Source organism: Zoogloea sp. (assembly GCF_028689785.1).
Lineage (GTDB): Bacteria > Pseudomonadota > Gammaproteobacteria > Burkholderiales > Rhodocyclaceae > Zoogloea.
On record NZ_JAQVCN010000074.1, the window covers coordinates 1 to 21,207 of the forward strand.

Consider the following 21,207-nt stretch of genomic DNA (forward strand, 5'->3'; position numbering starts at 1 on the left):
TGCTCGGCAGCGCCTTCTATCCGGTTCTTGTCCATCGGCTCGCAGATTACGATCCACGCTTCCTTCCCACGCTCGGTCGCCCTCACGCAGTTGCGCTTCACTTCGTTCGCTGTGATCAACTTACGGCAGGACTTACACCCGCAGGAGTGCGCCCACGCTGGGCGCACCCATGAAAATGGCCCCGGGTGTCCGGGGCCATTTTTGTGTGTGGAGCTCGAATGAGTCCGGCCCACTGAAAGCGCGCTTTACCAGGTGTAGCGGGCGTTTACCCCGGCCATCCAGTTGCGGCCCGGGGCGGGTTCGTAGTAACGGCCGTTGGCGTCGCCCACCACCACCGAACCCACGTAGTTGCGATCGAAGACGTTGTCCAGGCGGGCAAACTCGGTGAAGCGCCAGGCGCCGGCCTGCTGCTGGGCGGTGAGGCGCAGGTTGGCGATGAAATAGGAGGGCGCGGGCAGCTGGCCGTTGGTGTCTTCCACGTACATCTTGCTGCGATACACGCCTTCGACGGTGCCGGTGATGGACGGGGCGATTTTCCAGGCCAGGTCGCCAAACACCGTGGTGCGGGGGATGCCGGGCATCAGCTTGCCGGCGGACACCAGGGTGTTGGCGTTGCCGCTGCGGAAGTCTTCATCGTAGATGGCACGCAGGTGCGACACGGCGAAGCGGCTGCTCAGGTCACGCCGCCAGGCCGTGTCGAAGGAGGCTTCGACGCCCTGGCGCAGGGTCTTGCCGGCGTTCTTGTAACTGGTGCGGCCACCAGTGGCAGCATCCACCACCAGCTCGTCCTCGGTGTTGATCTGGAAGACGGCCAGGTTCACGCGGCTGTTATTGCCCACGAAGGCCTTGGCGCCGATCTCGTAGTGCTCGCTCTTCGAGGGGTTGAGGCCGAAGTTGAAGCTGCCGCCGCTGCCCGAGTAGAACATCTCGTTGAGGGTCGGCGTCTCGAAGCCGCGGCCGGCGCTGGCGTACAGGTTGACGGCCGGGTTGAGCTTGTAGACCACGCCCAGCACCGGCGTCGTCTTGCTGTAGTCCTTGCGGCCGCTGTCGTCACCATTGACGCCGACGATGTACTGGTCATCCACCTTGAATTTCACCTGGCTGTGGCGCACGCCGGCGGTGAACGCCCAGTTGCCCCGTGCCCATTCGGTCTGCACGTAGGGGTCAAGGCTTTCGACGCTGTCGGTCTCGTTGCGGCGCAGGCGCCCCTTGACGCCGAGGGTGGTGCCGACGAAGTTCTCGTAGCCCTTGCGCACGTCGGTGCTGGTGTCCAGGTCGACACCGACGGTGGTTGTGAGCCGGCCGCCGGCCAGATCGCCCACGGCGATGTAGCGGGCGCCGATGCCGTAGAAGCTGCGGTCGAAGTCAATGATGCCGCCGGAGTGGCGGGGGTTGGCCTGCACGTTGAAGGGGATGGATTGGTACTGGATCACGCTGCGTTGGCCACTGTAGGCCGACAGCTGCAGCGTGTCGCGGCCGATGCGGCGCTCGTAGGCGACGCCGGCCTGAAGGTGGTCGATGCTCTTGCGGGTGTCGTAGGCGAGGGCGGCGCTGTCCACGGCCTTGGGGTTGCTCTTGTACGCCGCCCAGGGCAGGCCCAGGGGGTCCTGGGTGTTGTGCTGCCACATGCCGTTGATGGTGAAGGTCAGTTTGCTGACGTCGTCGGGCTTGCCGGTGAGCTTGAGGAAGGCCTGGTCGCGGGTGGCGGCGGAATGGTCTCGGTAGCCGTTGGTGTCGAAGCGCGAGGCATTGAACACGTAGCCCAGCCCCCCAGCCTTGCCCTGGGCGCCCACGTCGGCCTTGGTGGTACCGTAGCTGCCGGCAGCAAAGCCACCTTCCACGCTGGGGCGGTCTTCGGGTTCGCGGGTGAACAGCTGGATCACGCCGCCCGAGTGATTGCCATAGACGGCGGAGTAGGGGCCGCGCAGCACTTCCATGCGCTCGGCCACGTCCAGGTTGAAGGTGGCGGCCTGGCCCTGGCCGTCGGGCATGCTGGCCGGGATGCCGTCGGCGATCAGCTTGACCCCGCGTACGCCGAAGGCCGAGCGGGCACCAAAACCGCGGGTGGAAATCTGTAGGTCCTGGGCGTAGTTCTGGCGGTTGTTGGCCACCACGCCGGGCACGGCGATGAGAGCTTCGGAGGCATTCACCCGGGGCTGGCCGGCGGTGATTTGTTCCCGGTCGAGCACGTCGATGGCCGCCGGCAGATCGAAGCTTGCGGCTTCGGCGCGGCTGCCGGTGACCACCACCGGGTTGAGGGTGAGCTTGGCGTCGTCGGCGGCCTGGGCCAGGCTGGCGCTGCCGAGGGCGGCGGCAAGGGCGATGGCGAGGGGGCGGGGGGTGAAGTGGGGCGGCATGATTCCTGTCTCCGAGGTCTTGTTCTGGTCCGGGAGGTGGCCGGAGCGCAGCGGACAATACCCTTTGCCGGCAATCCTTGCCTCAAGAAAATCGTGATTTTCCGGGAGCGTGTGTCTCCATCAAGAGGGGGCCGGCAGAGCGGGCCTGTATACTTCCGGCATTGATCGAAGCGTTCATCCCGCATGTCCCTGTCTTCCCGGATCCGGATTGCCGTGCTGCGCCATTGTCGCCATGCCCTGGCGGCAATGGCGTTGCTGCTGGGTGCCATGCCCGTGCTGGCCCAGACGCCTCTGACCCTGCAGCTCAGGTGGAGCCATGGCTTCCAGTTTGCCGGCTACTACGCGGCGCAGGAAAAGGGCTTCTACCGGGAGGCCGGCTTCGAGGTGAAGCTGCTGGAGGCGCGGCCCGGGCTGAATGTGGTGGCCGAGGTCACCTCGGGACGGGCGGATTTCGGTGTTGGGACCAGCGGCTTGTTGATGGCCCGCCAGGCCGGTGAGCCGGTGGTTGTGCTGGCGACCATCTTTCAGCATTCGCCGCTGGTGTTGATCGCCCGACGGGACGCCTACCTCCAGTCGATCCACGACCTGGCGGGGCGACGGGTGATGATCGAGCCGGGGGCGGACGAGTTGCTGGCCTATCTGCGCCGCGAGCGCATTCCTCTGGACAGCCTCATCCGCATACAGCACAGCTTCGCGCCCGATGACCTGGTTTCCGGCAAGGTGGATGCGATCTCAGCCTATTCGTCCAACGAGCCCTACGCCCTCGACAAGGCGGGGATGAGCTACCACGTGTTCACGCCCCGGTCGGCGGGCATCGATTTTTATGGTGACAATCTCTTCACCTCGGAGAACCGGCTCAAGTACAACCCTGAACTGGTGCGGGCCTTCCGAGAGGCCAGCTTGCGGGGTTGGCGCTATGCGATGGATCACCCGGAGGAGGTGGCGGCACTGATTCATTCGCGCTATTCGGATGCGCAGCCCCTGGATTTCTACCTCTTCGAAGCCCGTCGGATGGTGCCATTGGTGCGCCCCGATCTGGTGGAGATCGGCTACATGAACCCGGGGCGCTGGCAGCACATCGTCGATACTTACGGAGACATGGGCATGCTCCCGCGGGATTTTGATTTTCGCGGCTTTCTGTATTCGGAGGGGGGTGGCCGTGATTCCGAAGGCCTGCGCCTTTACCTGGCCGCAGCCCTCGGCGGGCTCGCGCTGGTGATTGCGGTGGCTACCTATATCCACCGAATCAATCGCCAGCTGCACCGCAGTGTGGCGGAGGCCCGGGTAGCCGCGGGAGAGTTGCGGGCCAGCGAGGAGAAGTACCGGATTCTCACCGAGACCATGAAGGATGTGGTGTGGACTGCCGATGCCGACACGCTGCGGATCACCTATGTCAGCCCGTCCATCGAGCGTCTGCGCGGCTACACCGTGGCGGAGCTGCTGGGCAGCCCCATCGAGAGCTCGGTCAAGCCGGGTGAGCGGAACACCCTGCGCAGCCTTGTACGCCAGCGCAGCCGCGCCTTCCGGGCTGATCCCGATGGGTCGCCGCATTTCTATACAGAAGTCTTCGAGCAGCCCTGCAAGGACGGGGGCAGTGTATGGACCGAGGTGGTCACCACCTACGGCGTCAATCCCCGAAGCGGCATCCTGGAGGTACACGGGGTGACCCGGGACATCACCGAGCGGCGTGCCAGCCAGGAGCGCATTACCCACATGGCCGAACATGATCTGCTGACGGACCTGCCCAACCGGGCGTTGGTTACCGATCGCCTGAGTCAGGCCCTGGCCACCGCCCGGCGCAATCGCCACCGGGTTGCGCTGCTGTACATTGATCTGGACCGCTTCAAGCCGATCAATGACACCCATGGGCATGCGGTGGGCGACCTGCTGCTCCAGGAAGCCGCCGGGCGCATGCGTGCCTGCGTGCGGGAGTCCGACACGGTGGGCCGCTTTGGTGGTGACGAGTTCGTGGTGCTGCTGCCCGTGGTGGAGAGCAGTGAGGACGCCCTGCGGGTGGCCGAGAAGATCCGCGCGGCTTTGGGGGAGCCCTTTCTGCTGGCCGGGCTGTGCCTGGAGGTGTCGTCAAGTATCGGTGTGGCCCTGTATCCCGAGGATGGCCGGGATCAGGAGGCCCTGCTGCTGAGCGCCGACCGCATCATGTACGAGGCCAAGCGTGAAGGGCGTGACCGGGTGAGCATGTCCGCGGCGGGGTGAGTCTGGCTGCGGTCTTTCAGTATTTGGAGCTTGCCCGTGGCCACGGGCAAGCTGTCGCCGATCAAGGCGCCTGCAGGGGCGGCGGGGCTAGCATGGGGCGGTCGATACTGCTCGCCCTTCCCGCATCGCCATGACTTTCTCTGCCAAGCCCCTGTGGCTCGTCGGGTTTCGGCCCTTCTTCATCCTGGCCTGTGCAGCCGGGGCGATCCTGCCCATGCTCTGGGCCTTGATCTTTTCCGGAGTGCTGCCAGCCCCGGCAGGACGCTTCAGCCCCGTGCAGTGGCATGCCCATGAGATGTTCTTCGGCTTTGGCTGGGCCGTGCTGGGCGGCTTCTTGCTGACAGCCACCAAGAACTGGGTGCAGGTCCGGGGCTATCACGGTACGGCCTTGGTCGGGCTGGCCCTGGCCTGGGGTGTCGAGCGTATCGGAATGGCCTGGGGCGGGGGGTGGTCGCCGGCGCTGTTCTGGGTATCGAACCTGGTTTTTCTCGGCAGCATTGTCGTGATGCTGCTGGTCACGCTGCTGCGTTACCGACACCAGGACAGCTTTGCCGACAACTATTTCTTTCTCCTGGTGCTGCCGGTTTTCCTGGCAGCCAAGCTGTTGCTGCTCTCCGACGCATATTTTTCCGCTGGCGCGAGCATGAGCCTGGGTCTGTTCCGGATGGCTTTTCTGGTCATGCTGGAGCGCACCCTGACACAGTTCATGAAGGGGGGGTTTCAGGTGGACATCCTGCGCCGCCCGCGGCTGGATCTGGCGATCAAACTGAGTGCTGCCAGTCTCGTCTTCCAGGCCTGGATGCCCCCCGCGCTGGCGCTCGCCGTGCTGGCGACCCTCGCGGCCCTGCTGATTTACCGCTTCGCCTGGTGGCGGCCGGATCTGGGTTTTCGCCGTCTGGAACTGGCGGTCATGTATCTGGGCTACCTGGCGATCGTGGCCCAGTTGTTATTGGAGGTCTTGGCGCTGCTGGGCCTGCGTGCTTGGACCGGCAGTCTGTCGATGCACGTCTTCACCTTTGGCGCGATGGGGTTGATCATCCCTGCCATGCTGGTACGCATCTCCCTCGGCCATACCGGGCGCAAGGTGGTGTTCGACGGGGGTGACCGGCTGGTGATCCGGATCATGCTGCTGGCCTTTCTGGTGCGCATCGTGCTGCCCCAGGTGTTCCCCGCGGCCTACCCCCACTGGATTCATCTGGCCGCCCTGGCGTGGACGGCCGCCTTCGCCATTCTGGGTTTCCGTCTGGTTCCGCGCTTGCTAGCCCCCCGGGTGGATGGGAGGGAGCACTGAGGGCGCGTCAGGCCGGGGCTCCAACGGGCTGATCGGCATATCGCGGGTCAAGGAAGTGCCCCCCGGCGGGTGGTAGGGTGCAGCGACGAGCCTGCATTCCCTGGAGGAGCCTTCCGTGCACTACCCCCCGTTTTTTGACGCCGTGCCCCGTGTGCGGGTGCGTGACCCCCTTTCCGAGTTTCTTGGTGCTGTCGATGGTGGTGTCATTGAATACTGCTATCTCGATGCCGTCCGCCTCGCCGGGCATTCCTGCCCGACGGTGGCGGGGGCCTACGGGCTGACCCGGCTGGCCCTCGGTGCCCTATACGGCGCTGCCCTGGCGGAGCGGGGAGGGGTGCAGGTGACGCTGCGTGATGAGGCCTCGGCGGGGGTGGCGGGCGTGGTCGCCAGCGTAGTGTCCCTGCTCACCGGCGCCTGTACCGATACGGGCTTCAAGGGCCTGGCTGGCCGTTTCGAGCGGCGCGGGCTGTTGGCCTTCGGTGTCGAGCAGGCCTGCGAGCTGCGCTTTACCCGGCGTGATGAAGGGGCCAGCGTGGATGCGGCAGTCAACCTGCGTGCCGTGCCGGCGGACCCACAGATGATGCCGCTGATGCAGCGCTGCCTGGCGGGCGCCGCGGACGAGGAGGAAACCCAGCTCTTCCGCAGCCTGTGGCAGGACCGGGTGCGCCGCATCCTGCTTGAGCACGGGGATGACCCGGACGTGTTCGTCATCCGCCATATCGACTGATCCGGAGGCCCCATGTCATCCAAACCCTCTGATGCAGACCTGCCTCCTGCGCCGGTCTGTTCTTCGCCGCCCTGTTATGCGGCGGAGTTTCCCGGCTATTTCGGTGAAGGTGTGGCGCTGCCCGATCCGGCCGTGATCGATGGCCTGAATGCCCTGCTGGAGGCCGAACGCGCTGGCGCCAAGGTGTTGGCCATTCTGCGGGACGAGCTGGATGCCCGTTCCCCCCAGCGGATGCTGCTGGAGCGCCTGCAGAAGGATGAGGGTGCCAACGCAGTGCGCCTCTACAAGACCATACGCCGGCTGGGTGGCGTGGCCTCCCACGACACCGGGGCCTTCGTGCAGAAGACCCTTGCCGTCGACGGGCTCACCGCGCGCCTGGTGTTCCTTAACAAGGGGCAGGCCTGGGTGGTCAGGAAGATCGATCAGGTCTTGCCCAAGCTGAAGGACGAGGCTGCCCGGGAGGTACTCGTGGAGATGCGCGTGTCGCACCTGGACAACATTGCCGCGTGCGAAGCGCTGCTCGCCGGGAGCTGAGGGCCGTGACCTGACGCATGGACATTGATCCAGCTCAAGCCTGAAAAAGACTCTGTGTCGCCCGGAATGCGGGCACGCTGTGCCGCCCGGATCCTTGCCCCGGGTGCGTAAATGGCGTCTCTAAACAGCCAGGAGAGGAAGCGATGGATCTCGCTGCAAACGTGGCCCCGGCGGGCGTGTCCGCCGTGCCGGGCAACCGGGGAATCTGGGTCGGCATCCTGTGCGAGCTGAGCGAGTTTGCGCTGATGTTCCTGGCCTGGGCGTGGTTCCGCCACGTACACCCCGATGATTTTCATGCCGGCCCGGCCATGCTCAACCTTGGCTCCGGCATTGCCAACACGGTGGTCATGCTGACGAGCGGCTATCTGGCGGTGCGGGCCGTGCTGGCCATCCGCCGTGATGATGCGATCGCGGCGCGCAACTGGCTCATCGCAACCTTGCTCGGCGGGCTGGTTTTCTTGCTGATCAAGGCCTTCGAGTTCCGCTGGAACGTCGAGCACGGTGTGGTGGGCACCGGGAACAGCTTTGTGGCCATGTACTACTACCTGACCTTCAATCACCTCGTCCATGTGGTGTGGGGCTGTCTGGGTTTGATCTGGGCCATCCTGCGGGCGCAGTTCGGCGCCTACAGCGCGGCGGACCATGAGGGGCTTGAGGCGGCGGTGCTTTACTGGCATGCCACCGACCTGGCCTGGATCGTCATCTTTCCCCTGCTGTACGTCTTGCACTGAGGTGCCTGTCATGACGAATATCGATGAAGGCCGGGCGACCATCGTGTGGCTGGGCCTGGTGGTGCTGACCCTGGGGAGTGCCTGGCTCGGAGAGGGCGCGTTGCCGGCGGGCCTGACTGCGCTCGTCGTGGCACTCATCGTCGGACTCAAGGGGATGCTGGTGATACGCCACTACATGGGCCTGGGCGAGCCCGGCTCGCGGCTGCGTCTGGCCATGCGCATGTACTTTTTTGTTGTGCCCGTGCTGATCCTTGTTGCGGCGTCGCCGGGGGGGTGACGAGGGGGCCTGCCGCGCACAAGAACGGTGCGGCTCCCCGGCTCCCCGGAGGGCTTTCGGGCCGCGGTATTACCCCATTCTGGTGCATCACAAAAACATTCGACGCGCGCGAATTGCCTTGCTATTGTGTCTATGCGCGGACCTCCTCACGGCCGCCTTTCTTTCATGGAGCGCGTCAATTGGGTACTAAGCTTTACGTGGGCAATCTGGCCTACAGCGTGGATAAGAGTCGTCTGGAAGAGATTTTTGGCGAGTTCGGCACCGTGGCTTCTGCCCAGGTGATCATGGACCGCGAAACCGGCCGCTCCAAGGGTTTCGGCTTTGTCGAAATGGGTTCCGATCAAGAAGCGCAAACCGCCATCTCTGCCCTCAACGGCAAGAGTGTTGACGGCCGCAACCTGACCGTCAACGAAGCACGTCCCCAGGAGCCCCGCAGTGGCGGCTTCGGCGGTGGCGGCGGCCGTCGTGGTCCGGGCGGCGGCGGTGGGTTCGGTGGTGGTGGTGGTGGCCGTCGTGGCCCCGGTGGTGGTGGTGGTGGTGGTGGCTTTGGTGGCGGTGGCGGCAACCGTTACTGAGTCTGTTTTCGGCCCGCGTCCGGCGGGCTGACTCATCCCGGTTTCAAGTCAGTGCCGGTGACCCAGCGGGTTGCCGGTGGCTGGCTCTTGAGTGTTCCCCTTGTTGAATCCCTTTTGTATTCCGTATGACGGGAAGGTGATCTTGGCCAAGACCAATTATTCGTTCGAGAAGCGTCAGCGGGAACTGGAAAAGAAGCGCAAACAGGAAGAGAAGCGCCTGCGCAAGCTGGAAGGCAAGGGCACATCCGATGAAGGCGAGGCAGAGGCTGAGCTTCCGGATGCGTCGTCGACTGCCGGAGAAGACCCTACAACAGCGGCGTGAATGACTTCGATTGACCGGCTTGCTGTCCGGACAGGATTCTACAAGGCCCCGATTTCGGGGCCTTGTTGCGTCTGCAGCCTGTGTCGACGGGCCGGGGGCAGGGGTCAAGCGGGGTCGAAATGCTCCAGCATCAGCTGGATGCCGGCGACGCCGTTGTATTCATTGACGGCCAGCCGGAAGGCCGCGTGGATGGTCTGGGCCGCTGGTTCCGCATGATTGAACTGGATCGCGTCGATACGGGTGTTGCCCTTGCGCAGCTGCAGCTTGAGGTGCTTGTCCTTGAGGATGCGCTGGTTTTCTACCCTGAAGGTGTCGTCGAATACCGGTGCCGAAAAGCCCTGGCCCCAGATTTCGCGCTCCAGCAGGCGGGCGGTTTCGAGGCTGTAGAGGCTGTCCTCCAGTGGGCCGTCGGTTTCGAGGCTGCGGGTCAGGTCGGCGGGGTCGATCAGGCCTTGCACCACGCTCTCGAACAGGGTCTCGAAGCGCGTGAGGTCGTCTTCCCGGATGGTCAGCCCGGCCGCCATGGCGTGGCCCCCGAACTTGAGGATCAGCTCCGGTGCCTGCTTGGTTACCAGGTCGAGGGCATCCCGCAGATGCAGGCCGGGGATGGAGCGGCCCGATCCCTTGAGTTCTCCTGCGTTGCCTCGGGCAAAGGCGATGGTGGGGCGGTGGAACTTCTCCTTGATGCGCCCGGCCAGGATACCGATGACCCCCTGATGCCACTCGGCTTCGAACAGCACCAGGGTCGAGCGGGCCCCCGGATCAATGCCGTCCAGTTCGGCCATGGCACCTTCCTGCATCTCGGCTTCGATGGCCCGGCGTTCCCGGTTGAGCTTGTCGAGCTCCTGGGCGATGTTGAGGGCACGGCCCATGTCGTCGGTGATCAGGCATTCGATGCCCAGGGACATGTCCGCCAGCCGGCCGGCGGCGTTGAGGCGGGGGCCAAGGGCGAAGCCCATGTCGAAGGTGGTGGCCCGGCTGGCGTCGCGGCCGGCGGCGGCAAACAGGGCGCGGACGCCGGGCTGCATGCGGTCGGCACGCATGCGCTGCAGCCCCTGGGCGACGAGGATGCGATTGTTGTGGTCGAGTTTGACCACGTCGGCCACGGTGCCCAGGGCGACCAGGTCCAGCAGATCTGCCAGGTTGGGCTCGGTCTTGCCTTCAAAGGCGCCGCGGTCGCGCAGCTCGGCACGCAAGGCCAGCATGGTGTAGAACATCACCCCCACGCCGGCCAGGGCCTTGCTCGGGAAGGCGCAGCCGGGCTGGTTGGGATTGACGATCACATCCGCCTCGGGCAACTCGTCGCCGGGCAGGTGGTGGTCGGTGATGACGGTGGCGATGCCGTGCTCCCGCGCGGCGGCCACGCCTTCGACGCTGGCGATGCCGTTATCCACGGTAATCAGCAGGTCGGGCTCCATGCCGGCGGCCAGTTCGACGATGGCCGGGGTGAGGCCGTAGCCGTATTCGAAGCGATTGGGTACCAGATAGCCGACTTCGGCCCCGAAGGCGCGCAGGGCGCGCACACCCACGGCACAGGCGGTGGCTCCGTCGCAATCGTAGTCGGCGACGATGACCATGCGCGCACCCGCTTCGATGGCGTCGGCGAGGATCTGTGCGGCGTCATGCACGCCTTTGAGCTGGGCGGGAGGCAGCAGGGCCTTCAGGCTGTAGTCGAGCTGTTCACGATTGTCGATGCCGCGGGCTGCGTAGATGCGGGCCAGCAGCGGGTGGGTGCCGGCTTCGAGCAGGCGGCTGACGGCGCGGCCGGGGACCGGGCGGGGCAGGATGCGGGTCATGGGGTGCTTGATTGGGGTTGAGGGGCGGTCGCCAACAGGGCATCGAGGGTCTGGGGTTTGCGCCAGAACTTCCACAGGCCGGAGGCGGCGATGTCCACTTCGAGCAGGTGTCTGTCGTCGGGCACCCGGATACGCACGCTGTTGAGGCGGCGGGCCTTCAGATCGGCGAGCAGAGGTGTGAACCAGTGGGTTTCGAGTTGCACGAGTTGGTGCAGCCAGGCGTCCTTGTCATGGTGCAGGGCCGGGCGCTGCAGGGTGTCGAGCAGGGCCAGGGCCGGCCCGGTGGGCGTGGCGTAGGTGCTGCTGGTGTCGGGCGTCAGCCCGGCCAGGTGCGCCAGGCCGAGGGCGTAGGGCTGGCTGGCTTGCAGCCGGCTGATCCGCGGTGTGCACGGAGCTTGGCGAGGGCCGGCTCCCCACAGCCAGATGCCGTTGATCTTGCGCTGGCCGGCTTCTTCCCGGGCTGTATTTACCGGGTGGCTGAAGAGCCACACCTCGATCTCGTTGGACAGGCGTGCCCAGCGGCTGATGTCTTCGCCTTCGGGCAGGAAGAGCTGCACCGGGCGGCCATTGACGTCTGCCAGGGGGTGGAAGCGCGGGAGGGGCTGCTCTGCCAGGTGCACGTACCAGCGGTCCGGGGCCGGGGCCTCGAAGTGCCCGATGTCGGCAAAGGTGTCGTTGAGCCCGGTCATGAGGGTGTCGGCTTCCTGGCGGGTAATGACCAGTCCGCTGGCGTCGGCCAGGAGCAGGGTATCCCGGGCGAAGTGCAGGTGCACCGGGTCGCAGCACAGCCAGTGGCCTCCAACCGCCGGGCTGGGGCCGGGCTCGCCACTGCGTCGCAGCAAAGCATGGGAGACCTTGCTGGTGACGCCCAGGGCGTCGGCAAGCAGGGTCTCGGTGCTGGCCGGTTCGGCCCAGCGGCTGCGTGCGAATCCGAGCAGGGTGGCCAGCGCCGGCAGAGGTTGGGCGTTGGCAGGGTGTCGGCCGGGGGCTGCGGCGAGCCAGCTCAGGCCGGGAATGATCAACTCTAATTGCATCAGGGAAAGCCGGTTTGGCCCCCTATGGATGTATGACCATCCGGGTGGGGGCGCGTGTGTGCCATGGTTGATGTTGTTTAGGGCGTAGTTCGCCAGTGCCTGTTCGCTTGGGAGAGGGGAGGCGGGAGCCGCATTCTAGTGGACTGCCGCACGTCTGCGGGGCCTGGCAGTGCCCGGCCCTCGGCAGGTGGCGCTCTCTTATGGAGCCGTGATCCATCTGGCGGCGAAGGCGCTGGAGCACTGGCGTGCCTGGGTCGCACCCATGTTGCGGGTTTCGCTGAAACGGCAGGAGGGTGCCACGTCGCCGCTTAGGAGTTCTTCGGTGGCGCTGCGCAGGCCGCGGGCGTCCGGATGAGTGGCCGAAATGGCTCCGGTGGGCACAAAGCCGCCCCGGTATGGGGTTCTCGGGCTGTCGGTCAGCAGAAATAGCAGGCGGGTGCCCGTCAGCGACTTTCGCCCCTCCGGGGGTGGCAGGTCGATCCGGGCGCCGGGCTCCAGGCGCGTGTCCGCACTGTACTGATTGGGATAGAGCAGGCTAAGGCCAGCTTCGCCGGCCATCAGTACGTACAGATGCCCGGAGCGGTCACTGCTGATCTGCATCGGTGTGCCTGCGGCTGTGGCGCGGCCGGCGGGGCGGGCATCGAAGCGGCGGCGCTGGTCGCGCTGGGCATGGACGGCCTCCAGGGTACGTCGGGGGGCATCGGCGCCGCTGGGGTCGGAGGGCCACGAGAAGGGGGCGGGGATCAGTGCCGGGTTGCCGGCGAGGGCCAGTTGCTGCTCGCCCGGCTTGCGGTCCAGCAGCGGTTGGGCGCAGCGGCGCAGGGCGTCGCCGTCTGCCAGGCCGCTGCCCGGTGTCGGCGACCTGCCTTCGAAGCAGGCCAGCAGGGCCTGGGTGGCCAGGCCGCCGTTGCCATCTTCAAAGGCCGCTCGGTTGCGCGGGGCAGCCAGCAGGAGTTGGACATTGGCAGGGAGCGGCGTGCCGCCCTGGCCAAAGCTCTCGCTGCTGCAGGCCCCGCCGGCAAGGGGCTGGCGGCTGAAGCGGTTGTGTTCCGAGGTGGTGGGCTTGCGCTCGTCGCCGCGGCCGGCATCGATGACGACGAAAACCTTGTCGGCTCGGGCCGACAGGCCCTGCAGGTAGCGGTGCAGTTCGGTGGCGGTGAACAACTGTTGGTCGTTGCTGAGGATGGCGTCACCGCAGTCGGCGCTGCTTCGCGGGCGGGCGCCGGAGGCCGCGATGTGGATGAACACCCGGTCCTGGTCACCGATCCGCGCGTCGAACTCGGCCAGAGCCTGACGGAGTCCGTCCAGGCTGAGGGAGGCGAGGTAGCGGGTGTTGGCATCGGGGACGCCCATCAGTGCGGCGATGCGACCGGCGTTACCTGCGTCGGCCTGGGCCCCGGCGGGTGTCAGGCCGAGGATCAGGGCGTGGTTGCTGGCCCGGGCCGCGCTGCGCGGTACGAGGGCGGCGCTGCCGCTCTGCATTGGGGGCGATGGGGCCGGGGCGGTGCTGTTCTCGAACGGCGTGTTGCTCAGGTCGGTGCTGTCCCGATGAATCCAGCCGGTCCGGTGACCGGGGATCTCCACCCGGACCCATTCGCCGCGCACTTCGAGTACCTGAACGCTGCTGCGCCGGTGCACTTCGGCGATGCCGAAGGCAAAGGCTGAAGGGCTGTCGCGGAGCTTGTCGGGCCGGGTCATGAGCGCCGTCTGGGCGGTCGCCAGCGCGGGCAAGGCGATAAGCAGGGCTGCAAGGGTGGCTCGAAGCATGGTCAGGTTCCTGGCGGGGCGGACGGGGGTCGTTGCCACAGGGCTCTCCCGGCGCATGCGGCAACGGATTGTACTGCCCGGCGCAGGGCAGGATACCCAGTCCTTGCCAACTCCGGCACAATGCGCCTTCGCGCCGTGTGCCGGCGTTTCCGCGTTTCCGGTTTCGTGCTGATGTCCTATGAATTTCTCGTCGGTCTGCGCTACACCCGCTCCAAGCGGCAAGCGCAGGGCCGCAATCGTTTCATCTCCTTCATTTCACTGGTGTCCATGCTGGGTATCGCCCTGGGAGTGGCGGCGCTCATCGTCGTGCTGTCGGTGATGAACGGATTCCAGAAAGAGCTGCGCACCCGCATCCTGGGGGTGGCGTCCCACGTCCAGGTGAGCGGCTTCGACGGGGAACTGAGCAACTGGCAGCGTGTGGCCGACGATGCCGCCAAGCACCCGCAGGTGCGCTTTGCGGCGCCCTTCGTGCAGGCTCAGGGCATGCTGTCCTTTGACCAGACGGTGCGTGGCACGCTGATCCGCGGGATCTTGCCCGAAGCAGAGGACAAGGTGGCTGACTTCGCCCAGCACATGCGCTTCGGGCGGCTGGATGACCTGCGTGCCGGGGAGTTCGGCATCGTCCTCGGAGCCGATCTGGCGCGGGCGCTACGGGTCTCCATGAACGATAAGGTCACGCTCATCGCGCCTCAGGGGCTGGTGACACCGGCGGCCATCCTGCCGCGCCTCAAGCAGTTCCGGGTGGTGGGCATCTTTGAGGTGGGGATGTATGAGTACGACTCCAGCCTGGCCCTGGTGCATCTGAACGACGCCCAGACCCTCTATCGCATGGAAGACCGGGTGTCCGGCGTGCGGCTCAAGCTCGACGACCTCTTCGAGGCCCCCCGGGTCGCCCGGGAGCTGACAGCCTATGTGGATGCGGATGCGGTGGTGTCGGACTGGACCCGTAGCCATGCCAATTTCTTCCGGGCCGTGCAGATCGAGAAGAACGTGATGTTCATCATCTTGCTGCTGATCGTGGCCGTGGCGGCCTTCAACATCGTGTCCACTCTGGTGATGGCAGTGCAGGACAAACAGGCCGACATTGCCATCCTGCGCACTCTGGGGGCCAGCCCCGGCTCGATCATGGGGATCTTCGTGATCCAGGGGGCGCTGATCGGCTTCGTCGGGCTGGCGCTGGGGGTGCTGGGCGGTGTCAGCCTGGCTCTCAATATCGATGTGGTGGTGCCGGCCATCGAGCGGGCCCTGGGCATCCAGTTCCTGGCCAAGGATGTTTACTACATCTCTGATCTGCCCTCCGAGCTGCAGTGGGCGGACGTGATCACGATCACCACGGTGTCTTTCGTGCTGACCCTGGTGGCCACCCTGTATCCGAGCTGGAGGGCGTCACGCCTCAATCCGGCGGAGGCCCTGCGCTATGAGTGATGTGGCAATGCAAGCGCCGGTGATCGCGTGTCACGGCCTGTCCAAATCCTTCCGCGAGGGAGACGATGCGGTCGAGGTGCTGAGCAATGTGTCCCTGGCTGTGGGCCGGGGTGAGCGGGTGGCCGTGGTGGGCTCGTCCGGGTCCGGAAAGAGCACTCTGCTGCACCTTCTCGGCGGGCTCGACGCGCCTTCGGCAGGTGGCGTCAAGCTGCTCGGCAAGGATTTCTCGACGATCTCAGATGCGGAGCGTGGCCGGCTGCGTAACGAGTCGCTGGGCTTTGTGTATCAGTTCCATCATCTGCTGGCCGAGTTCTCTGCCCTCGAGAACGTGGCCATGCCGCTCTTCGTGCGGCGCACGAAGAAGGACGAAGCCCTGGCCCGGGCGGCCGAGACCCTCAAGGCCGTCGGCCTGGGCCACCGCCTGAGCCATACACCGGGTGAGCTGTCGGGGGGGGAGCGCCAGCGTGCCGCGATCGCCCGGGCGCTGGTCACCCGGCCGGCCTGCGTGCTGGCCGACGAGCCGACCGGCAACCTCGACCGGCAGACCGCCGAGAAGGTCTTCGCCCTGATGCTGGAGCTGGCCGAAGAGCAGGGCACGAGTTTCGTGATCGTCACCCATGACCCCTTGCTGGCAGCCCGCACCAGCCGGGTCTTGCATTTGCGTGACGGGGTCCTGTCGGCGGGCGACTGAGGGGCGCCTGACCGTGAACATGTGCTGGATTTCGGGTTTTCCTTAAGTTTGCAGGCGCAGGGGCCGATACGTGGTCAGTAGCGAGAGTCACGACCACGACCTTGTCGGAGCCCCTATGAAAATCCTCTTTTCACCTGCCGTTGCCATGCTCAATCGCATGCGCTACCCGGCGAAGTTCACCCTTCTCGGCGTGATCGCCCTGCTTGTGGTCGGCTTCCTGTTGGCCCAGCTGACCCTGTCGCTGCGCTCCAGCATCGTGTTTACCGCGAGCGAACTGGATTCGATCCAGCGGGTGCCGAGGCTGCTCAAGGTGCTGGAGTTGACCCAGCAGCACCGGGGGCTTTCGTCCGGGGTGCTCAACGGCAATGAAGAGCTGCGACCGCGCCTGCAGCAGAAGACCGATGAACTGGTGCAGGCCATGAAGGCTGCTGACGAGGTGTTGCTGGCCGATGTCGTTCCCAGCGCGAGCCGCCGTTGGGCCGAAGTGCGCAGTGGCTGGGAGACCCTGCACAGCAAAGGCCTGCAGATGGCGGCGCGGGACAATCTGGTGGCGCACACTGGGTTGATCCGCAAGATCGTGCTGGCCCTGCATGATTTTGGCGACGATGGAAATCTGACCCTCGATCCCTCCGCCGATACTTACTACCTCATCGACAACACCCTGCGCCGCGTGCCCGACGTGTCCGAACGCCTTGGGCGCCTGCGCGCCATGGGGACCGGTGCCCTCGCCGCAAAGACGGTGGATGACCAGCGGCGCTTTGATATCAGCTCCCAGCTCGGCGAGCTGAACATGGCGGTGCTGGATCTGAACGAGAACTTCGAGCGGGCCGCTGCCGCCAACGCCAAGGTACGGCCGAGCCTGGAGGCCTTGGGCAAGGATTTCAATGCATCGACCTCTCAGGTGGTCGACCAGCTTCAGAATCATGTTCTGAAAGGCGATCTGCAGATGCCGGCACCGGCCTATTTCGACATGGTGACCAAGACGATTGATCTGGTATTTGCCAAGACGTACGGCACCTTGATTCCCGAGGCAAGCAGTCTGCTTGACAAGCGGCTCAGCGAACTGAAGCAGGAGTTCTTCATTGCCGCGGTGCTTTCCTGCTTGTCCCTGCTGTCCCTGCTTTACCTGTCGGTGGGTTTTTGCATCGCCGTGATGCAGTCGGTGCAGGAGTTGCGGGCCGGGGCCCAGGAGTTGGCGGCCGGAAACCTGCGCAGCCGCATCGATTTTTCGGCCCGGGATGAACTGATGCAGGTGTCGGACCAGTTCAACCAGATGGCCCAGTCTTTTTCCGAGGTGATCGCCAAGGTCCAATCCGGCGCCAATGATGTGGCTGGGGCGGCCGTTTCCCTGTCCAGTTCGGCTGCGATGGTCTCGAGCGGCTCCGACCAGCAGAGCTCGGCAGCTTCCAGTATGGCGGCCGCAGTGGAGGAGATGACCGTTGGTATCGAGGAGATCGCCTCCAGCGCATCATCGGCCGAGGGTATTTCGTCCGAGTCCGGGCGCTTGTCCAGCGATGGTGGTGCGGTGGTGGCGCGCACTGTGGAGGAGATGGAGCGTATCGCCACGTCAGTGCGTGAGTCCGCGTCGGTGATCCAGGATCTGGGCGACCAGTCGGTGCGGATCTCGACCATCGTCAACTCCATCAAGGAGATCGCAGATCAAACCAATCTTCTGGCCCTGAATGCCGCCATCGAAGCGGCCCGGGCCGGCGAGACGGGCCGTGGCTTTGCCGTGGTTGCCGACGAGGTGCGCAAGCTGGCCGAGCGCACTGCCAAGGCCACCGACGAGATCACCAGCATGGTGATGGCCATTCAGAAGGGTACCAACCGGGCCGTGGAGACCATGCAGGACGGGGTGACCCGGGTTCAGGAGGGCGTGGTGCTGGCGGGCCAGGCCGGCAGCTCGATGGATCAGATCCGCGAAGGCGCCAGCCAGGTGGTTCGGGCCGTTACCGATATCTCGGCGGCACTGCGGGAGCAGGGCGCAGCCAGTACGGACATCGCCCGCAACGTCGAGCGCATTGCCCAGATGGCCGAGCAGAATTCTGAAGCCGTGCGGGAAACGGCGGGTACGGCACGGCGCCTGGAGAACCTGGCCCAGCAGCTGCGCTCGGAGGTGTCCCACTTCCGCATCTGAGCGTGTCTGGCCTGATGTCGCAAAAACCGGAGGTTTCGGCCTCCGGTTTTTGCTTTTAACAGCCACTTTTCAGTGGCGCCTGCGTTGGTGCCAGTGATGAATCAGGTAGGTCCGCCAGGCCAGCCGGGTGAGCAGGTAACCTGCAACAGCAAGACCCGAGGCAAGCACGACCAAGCCCAGGGCCAGGGGGCGGCCAAGATCAGCCATCCAGGCCCCGATGGCCGAAATCCAGTTCAGCAGATCGCCACCAGCCCATTCGGGCGGGGGTGTGAACCCCGTCGTACCCGCGCCCAACAGCCCTTCGCCGATGGAGAAAGCCAGGATGTAGAGCGGGACGACGGTTAAGGGGTTGGTGTAGAGGGTGGTGAAGAGGGCCAGGGGCAGGTTTACCCGGAGCGCAATGCAGGCCAGCGCTGCGCCGAGCATCTGGAATGGGCCGGGGATCAGGCCGCAGAACAGGCCGATGGCTACCGCTCCGGCCGCGGAGTGGCGGTTGAGGTGCCATAGCCGGGGATGGAACAGGGTGGTGCCGAAGGGCGCGAGCCAGCGGTTGGCGGCAAGCGACGTGGGGTCTGGCAGGTAACGTTTCAGCAGTCGTCGCATGAGGATTGAGGGTAGGGCGGCCGGGGGGCGCCAAGGGAGCGGGGATTCTAACCGACACCAAGGGCCTTGGTGATTCGAGCCGTACGGGCTAGATTTCGCGCCATGCGAATTATGTGTTTGGGATTTCTTCTCGGCGTGCTTGTCTGCCAGACGGGTGCCAGCCTGCCGTCGGTTGCGACGCAGTCGGCCGCCGCGGCGGGGGCGGCGGTCGCCTTGAGCCTGGCCTGGAAGGCGGGGCAGTGGCCGGGGCCGGTGGCGTATCGGGCTCTGCTGGCCCTGACGCTGCTCGGTGCCTCGCTGGCCGGCTGGGGCTATGCCGCCTGGCGTGCCGACATGAGGCTGGCAGACAGTCTGCCGGCAGAGTGGGAAGGGCGCGACGTGGTGCTTGCCGGTGTCGTGGCGTCGCTGCCTCAGGACTTTGAGCGGGGCGTGCGCTTCGACTTTCATGTGGAGAGCAGTGCCGCGCCAGTGCCGGCGGTGATCTCCCTGGCCTGGTACCGGGGCTTTCGGGACGAGGAGATGCACGCCTTGCCCGAGATCCATGCCGGTGAGCGTTGGGCCCTCAGGGTGCGTTTGAAGCGCCCCCACGGCAACGTCAATCCCCATGGGTTCGATTACGAGGGTTGGTTGTTGCAACAGGGCATCCGGGCAACCGGCTATGTACGGCCGTCGGAATCCAACCGGCGGATCGAGGCCCGGGCGCCGGGCCTGATGTACGCCATCGAGCGTGTCCGGGAGGTGGTGCGCGAGCGCTTCCGCCAGGCCCTGCCCGATCGGCCCTATGCCGGCGTTCTGGTGGCCCTGGCGGTGGGTGACCAGCGCGCCATCCCGCCTGAACAGTGGCGGGTCTTTGCCCGCACCGGGATCTCCCATCTGGTGGCCATCAGCGGCATGCACGTCACCATGGTGGCGGCCTTGTTTGCCGCTCTTGCCGGATGGGGCTGGCGCCGCACGCCGGCCCTGGCCCTGCGCTGGCCGGCCCAGCAGGCCGGGGTTGTGGTGGGGTTTTGCGTGGCGCTGGTCTACTGCCTGTTGGCGGGGTGGGGGGTGCCGGCCCAGCGCACCCTCTACATGTTGGGGTGTGTGGCCCTGGCCCTGGTGCTGCGCCGGGATACGGCCCCCAGCCAGGTGTTGGCCTTGGCGCTGGGAGTGGTGCTGGTCCTCGACCCTTGGGCGGCCACGGCCGCCGGCTTCTGGCTGTCCTTCGGAGCGGTGGCGCTACTGTTTCTGGTCAGCGCCGGGCGGGTTGGGCCGGAAGGGCGCCTGGTGGGCGTGCTGCGCACCCAGTGGGCGGTGACTCTTGGCCTGATCCCGGCATTGCTGGTGTTGTTCCAGCAGTTTTCCCTGGTCTCGCCGCTGGCCAACGCCATCGCGATTCCACTGGTGAGCTTCATTGTCACGCCCCTGGCCTTGTTGTTTGCGCTACTGCCTCTGCAGATTCTTGCCGATCTGGCCCACGGTAGCTTCGCCCTGACCATGCTGGCGGTGAATTGGCTGGGGACGTTGCCGTGGGCGGCGTGGTATCAGGCTGCGCCGCCCCCAGCCCTGGCCGTGACGGCCACGCTGGGCTGCCTGTGGGCCCTGCTGCCCCGGGGCACGCCGGCCCGCTGGCTGGGGTTGGCGATGCTGATTCCACTGGTGTTGTGGACGCCGCCGCGCCCTGCGGCCAGCGAGGCTCGGGTGACCGTGCTCGATGTGGGGCAGGGCCTCGCCGTGCATGTACAGACGGCCAGCCACGATCTGCTCTACGACACCGGGCCGGCCTTCTCGGCGGATGCCAACAGCGGCGAGCGCATCTTGCTGCCGTATCTCCGGGCCGCCGGGGTGCGACGCCTGCAGGCGTTGGTAGTGACCCATCAGGACAATGACCATGCAGGTGGTGCAGAGGCCGTGCTGGAAGGCATCCCGGTGGATTGGGTGCGCAGCTCCCTGCCCGCGAATCATCCCGTGCGCCTGATTGCTGGTGCTCGGGATGTGCCTTGTGCGGCGGGGCAGTCCTGGGAGTGGGATGGCGTCCGCTTCGACATGCTGCATCCTGTGCCTGACGTCAGCCCCGCAAAGATCAACGACCAGGCCTGTGTCCTGCGGGTGGAGGCTGCCGGCCGGCGTGTGTTGCTGACCTCTGATATCGAGGCTGTCTCCGAGGCCGGTCTGCAGCAGCGGGATGCCGCGGCCCTGGCCAGCGACGTGCTGGTGGTGCCCCATCATGGCAGCCGGACCTCGTCCACGCCGTCGTTCATTGCCGCCACCTCGCCGCGCTGGGCGGTGTTTCCGGTGGGCTATCGCAACCGCTTCCGGCACCCCAATCCGGAAGTGTGGGCCCGCTGGGAGGCAAGCGGTGCTGGCTTGCTGCGCACGGATGAGTCTGGCGCGGTCAGCTTTTACCTGGGTGGGGCCGAGCCGCTGCCGGAGGCGGAGCGGGCCCGGCAGCCCCGCTATTGGCACGGGCGCTGAAGGTTTTGGGGCGTGCGGCGGATGCTATCCTTGGTCCCTTGCCTTTAGGTGCCCTGCCATGAGTTTTCCAGACAGCCTTCGCCAGACTATCTCCGGTACGCCAGTGCCGCCTGCCGAACCGGCGCTGCCACAGGCCCCTGCCTTCAGCCAGCCTCGGCAGCGCAGCGTCCAGTGCATCGGCCCTCACGGCCTGCACCGCATGGCCTACACGGAATGGGGCGATCCGGCCAACCCCCGGGTGTTGGTGTGTGTCCATGGGCTGACCCGCAATG

General features: G+C 66.0%; 17 protein-coding genes and 1 pseudogene. 13 read left to right on the top strand and 5 right to left on the bottom strand.

Annotated features, from left to right (window positions below):
• Window positions 1–245: 245 nt before the first annotated feature.
• Window positions 246–2,357 carry a TonB-dependent receptor gene (locus PHI64_RS20725; RefSeq protein WP_299887312.1) on the bottom strand — a complete coding sequence of 704 codons (2,112 nt, stop codon included), beginning with the start codon at window positions 2,355–2,357 and terminating at the stop codon, window positions 246–248.
• Between the two features lie 183 nt (window positions 2,358–2,540).
• On the opposite strand from PHI64_RS20725, the gene PHI64_RS20730 reads away from it, so the two are divergent.
• The 8 genes from PHI64_RS20730 to PHI64_RS20765 all read left to right on the top strand — a co-directional run bounded on the left by PHI64_RS20730 (window position 2,541) and on the right by PHI64_RS20765 (window position 9,028).
• Window positions 2,541–4,571: an ABC transporter substrate-binding protein gene (locus PHI64_RS20730; RefSeq protein WP_299887315.1), complete on the top strand. Its 2,031-nt coding sequence runs from the start codon at window positions 2,541–2,543 to the stop codon at window positions 4,569–4,571.
• Window positions 4,572–4,701: 130 nt separating this feature from the next.
• On the top strand, window positions 4,702–5,862 hold the full coding sequence (locus tag PHI64_RS20735) for an NnrS family protein (RefSeq protein ID WP_299887318.1): 1,161 nt from the start codon (window positions 4,702–4,704) through the stop codon (window positions 5,860–5,862).
• A gap of 115 nt (window positions 5,863–5,977) precedes the next feature.
• A complete protein-coding gene (locus PHI64_RS20740; RefSeq protein ID WP_299887321.1) occupies window positions 5,978–6,589 on the top strand; it encodes a hypothetical protein in 612 nt (203 codons plus the stop codon).
• A 12-nt stretch (window positions 6,590–6,601) separates the two neighbouring features.
• Window positions 6,602–7,123, top strand: a complete 522-nt coding sequence (locus PHI64_RS20745; RefSeq protein ID WP_299887322.1) for a DUF6306 domain-containing protein — start codon at window positions 6,602–6,604, stop codon at window positions 7,121–7,123.
• 143 nt (window positions 7,124–7,266) lie between these two features.
• Window positions 7,267–7,854: a cytochrome c oxidase subunit 3 family protein gene (locus tag PHI64_RS20750; RefSeq protein WP_299887325.1), complete on the top strand. Its 588-nt coding sequence runs from the start codon at window positions 7,267–7,269 to the stop codon at window positions 7,852–7,854.
• Window positions 7,855–7,864: 10 nt separating this feature from the next.
• Window positions 7,865–8,131 carry a cytochrome C oxidase subunit IV family protein gene (locus PHI64_RS20755; RefSeq protein ID WP_299887328.1) on the top strand — a complete coding sequence of 89 codons (267 nt, stop codon included), beginning with the start codon at window positions 7,865–7,867 and terminating at the stop codon, window positions 8,129–8,131.
• Between the two features lie 179 nt (window positions 8,132–8,310).
• A complete protein-coding gene (locus tag PHI64_RS20760) occupies window positions 8,311–8,706 on the top strand; it encodes an RNA-binding protein (protein ID WP_299887331.1) in 396 nt (131 codons plus the stop codon).
• Window positions 8,707–8,848: 142 nt separating this feature from the next.
• Window positions 8,849–9,028, top strand: a complete 180-nt coding sequence (locus PHI64_RS20765) for a hypothetical protein (RefSeq protein WP_299887334.1) — start codon at window positions 8,849–8,851, stop codon at window positions 9,026–9,028.
• A gap of 104 nt (window positions 9,029–9,132) precedes the next feature.
• Here PHI64_RS20765 and recJ read toward each other — a convergent pair whose 3' ends face one another.
• From recJ to PHI64_RS20780, 3 genes are all read right to left on the bottom strand, one after another.
• Complete coding sequence (gene recJ, locus PHI64_RS20770; RefSeq protein ID WP_299887339.1) at window positions 9,133–10,824, bottom strand: single-stranded-DNA-specific exonuclease RecJ; 1,692 nt, start codon at window positions 10,822–10,824, stop codon at window positions 9,133–9,135.
• Window positions 10,821–11,858, bottom strand: a complete 1,038-nt coding sequence (locus PHI64_RS20775) for a hypothetical protein (protein WP_299887342.1) — start codon at window positions 11,856–11,858, stop codon at window positions 10,821–10,823. Before PHI64_RS20775 ends, recJ begins: the two co-directional genes overlap by 4 nt.
• Window positions 11,859–12,056: 198 nt before the next feature.
• Entirely contained in the window at window positions 12,057–13,625 is a 1,569-nt protein-coding gene (locus tag PHI64_RS20780; RefSeq protein WP_299887346.1) for a caspase family protein, read from the bottom strand.
• A gap of 171 nt (window positions 13,626–13,796) precedes the next feature.
• Here PHI64_RS20780 and PHI64_RS20785 point away from each other — a divergent pair, with 171 nt between their 5' ends.
• The 3 genes from PHI64_RS20785 to PHI64_RS20795 all read left to right on the top strand — a co-directional run bounded on the left by PHI64_RS20785 (window position 13,797) and on the right by PHI64_RS20795 (window position 17,878).
• Complete coding sequence (locus PHI64_RS20785) at window positions 13,797–15,050, top strand: lipoprotein-releasing ABC transporter permease subunit (RefSeq protein ID WP_299887349.1); 1,254 nt, start codon at window positions 13,797–13,799, stop codon at window positions 15,048–15,050.
• Window positions 15,043–15,741 (top strand): lipoprotein-releasing ABC transporter ATP-binding protein LolD, encoded by a 699-nt coding sequence (lolD, locus tag PHI64_RS20790; RefSeq protein WP_299887351.1) that lies wholly within the window; start codon window positions 15,043–15,045, stop codon window positions 15,739–15,741. The genes PHI64_RS20785 and lolD overlap by 8 nt, the downstream gene beginning before the upstream one ends.
• Window positions 15,742–15,856: 115 nt before the next feature.
• A complete protein-coding gene (locus tag PHI64_RS20795; protein WP_299887354.1) occupies window positions 15,857–17,878 on the top strand; it encodes a methyl-accepting chemotaxis protein in 2,022 nt (673 codons plus the stop codon).
• 69 nt (window positions 17,879–17,947) lie between these two features.
• Here the strand turns inward: PHI64_RS20795 and PHI64_RS20800 are convergent, their stop codons facing one another.
• Window positions 17,948–18,481: a DUF2062 domain-containing protein gene (locus PHI64_RS20800; RefSeq protein WP_299887357.1), complete on the bottom strand. Its 534-nt coding sequence runs from the start codon at window positions 18,479–18,481 to the stop codon at window positions 17,948–17,950.
• A 135-nt stretch (window positions 18,482–18,616) separates the two neighbouring features.
• Between PHI64_RS20800 and PHI64_RS20805 the strand changes: the two genes are divergently transcribed.
• Both PHI64_RS20805 and PHI64_RS20810 read left to right on the top strand, forming a co-directional pair.
• Window positions 18,617–20,935 carry a DNA internalization-related competence protein ComEC/Rec2 gene (locus PHI64_RS20805; RefSeq protein WP_299887359.1) on the top strand — a complete coding sequence of 773 codons (2,319 nt, stop codon included), beginning with the start codon at window positions 18,617–18,619 and terminating at the stop codon, window positions 20,933–20,935.
• Between the two features lie 58 nt (window positions 20,936–20,993).
• Window positions 20,994–21,207 (top strand): annotated as a pseudogene (locus PHI64_RS20810) (alpha/beta hydrolase); the annotation flags it as partial.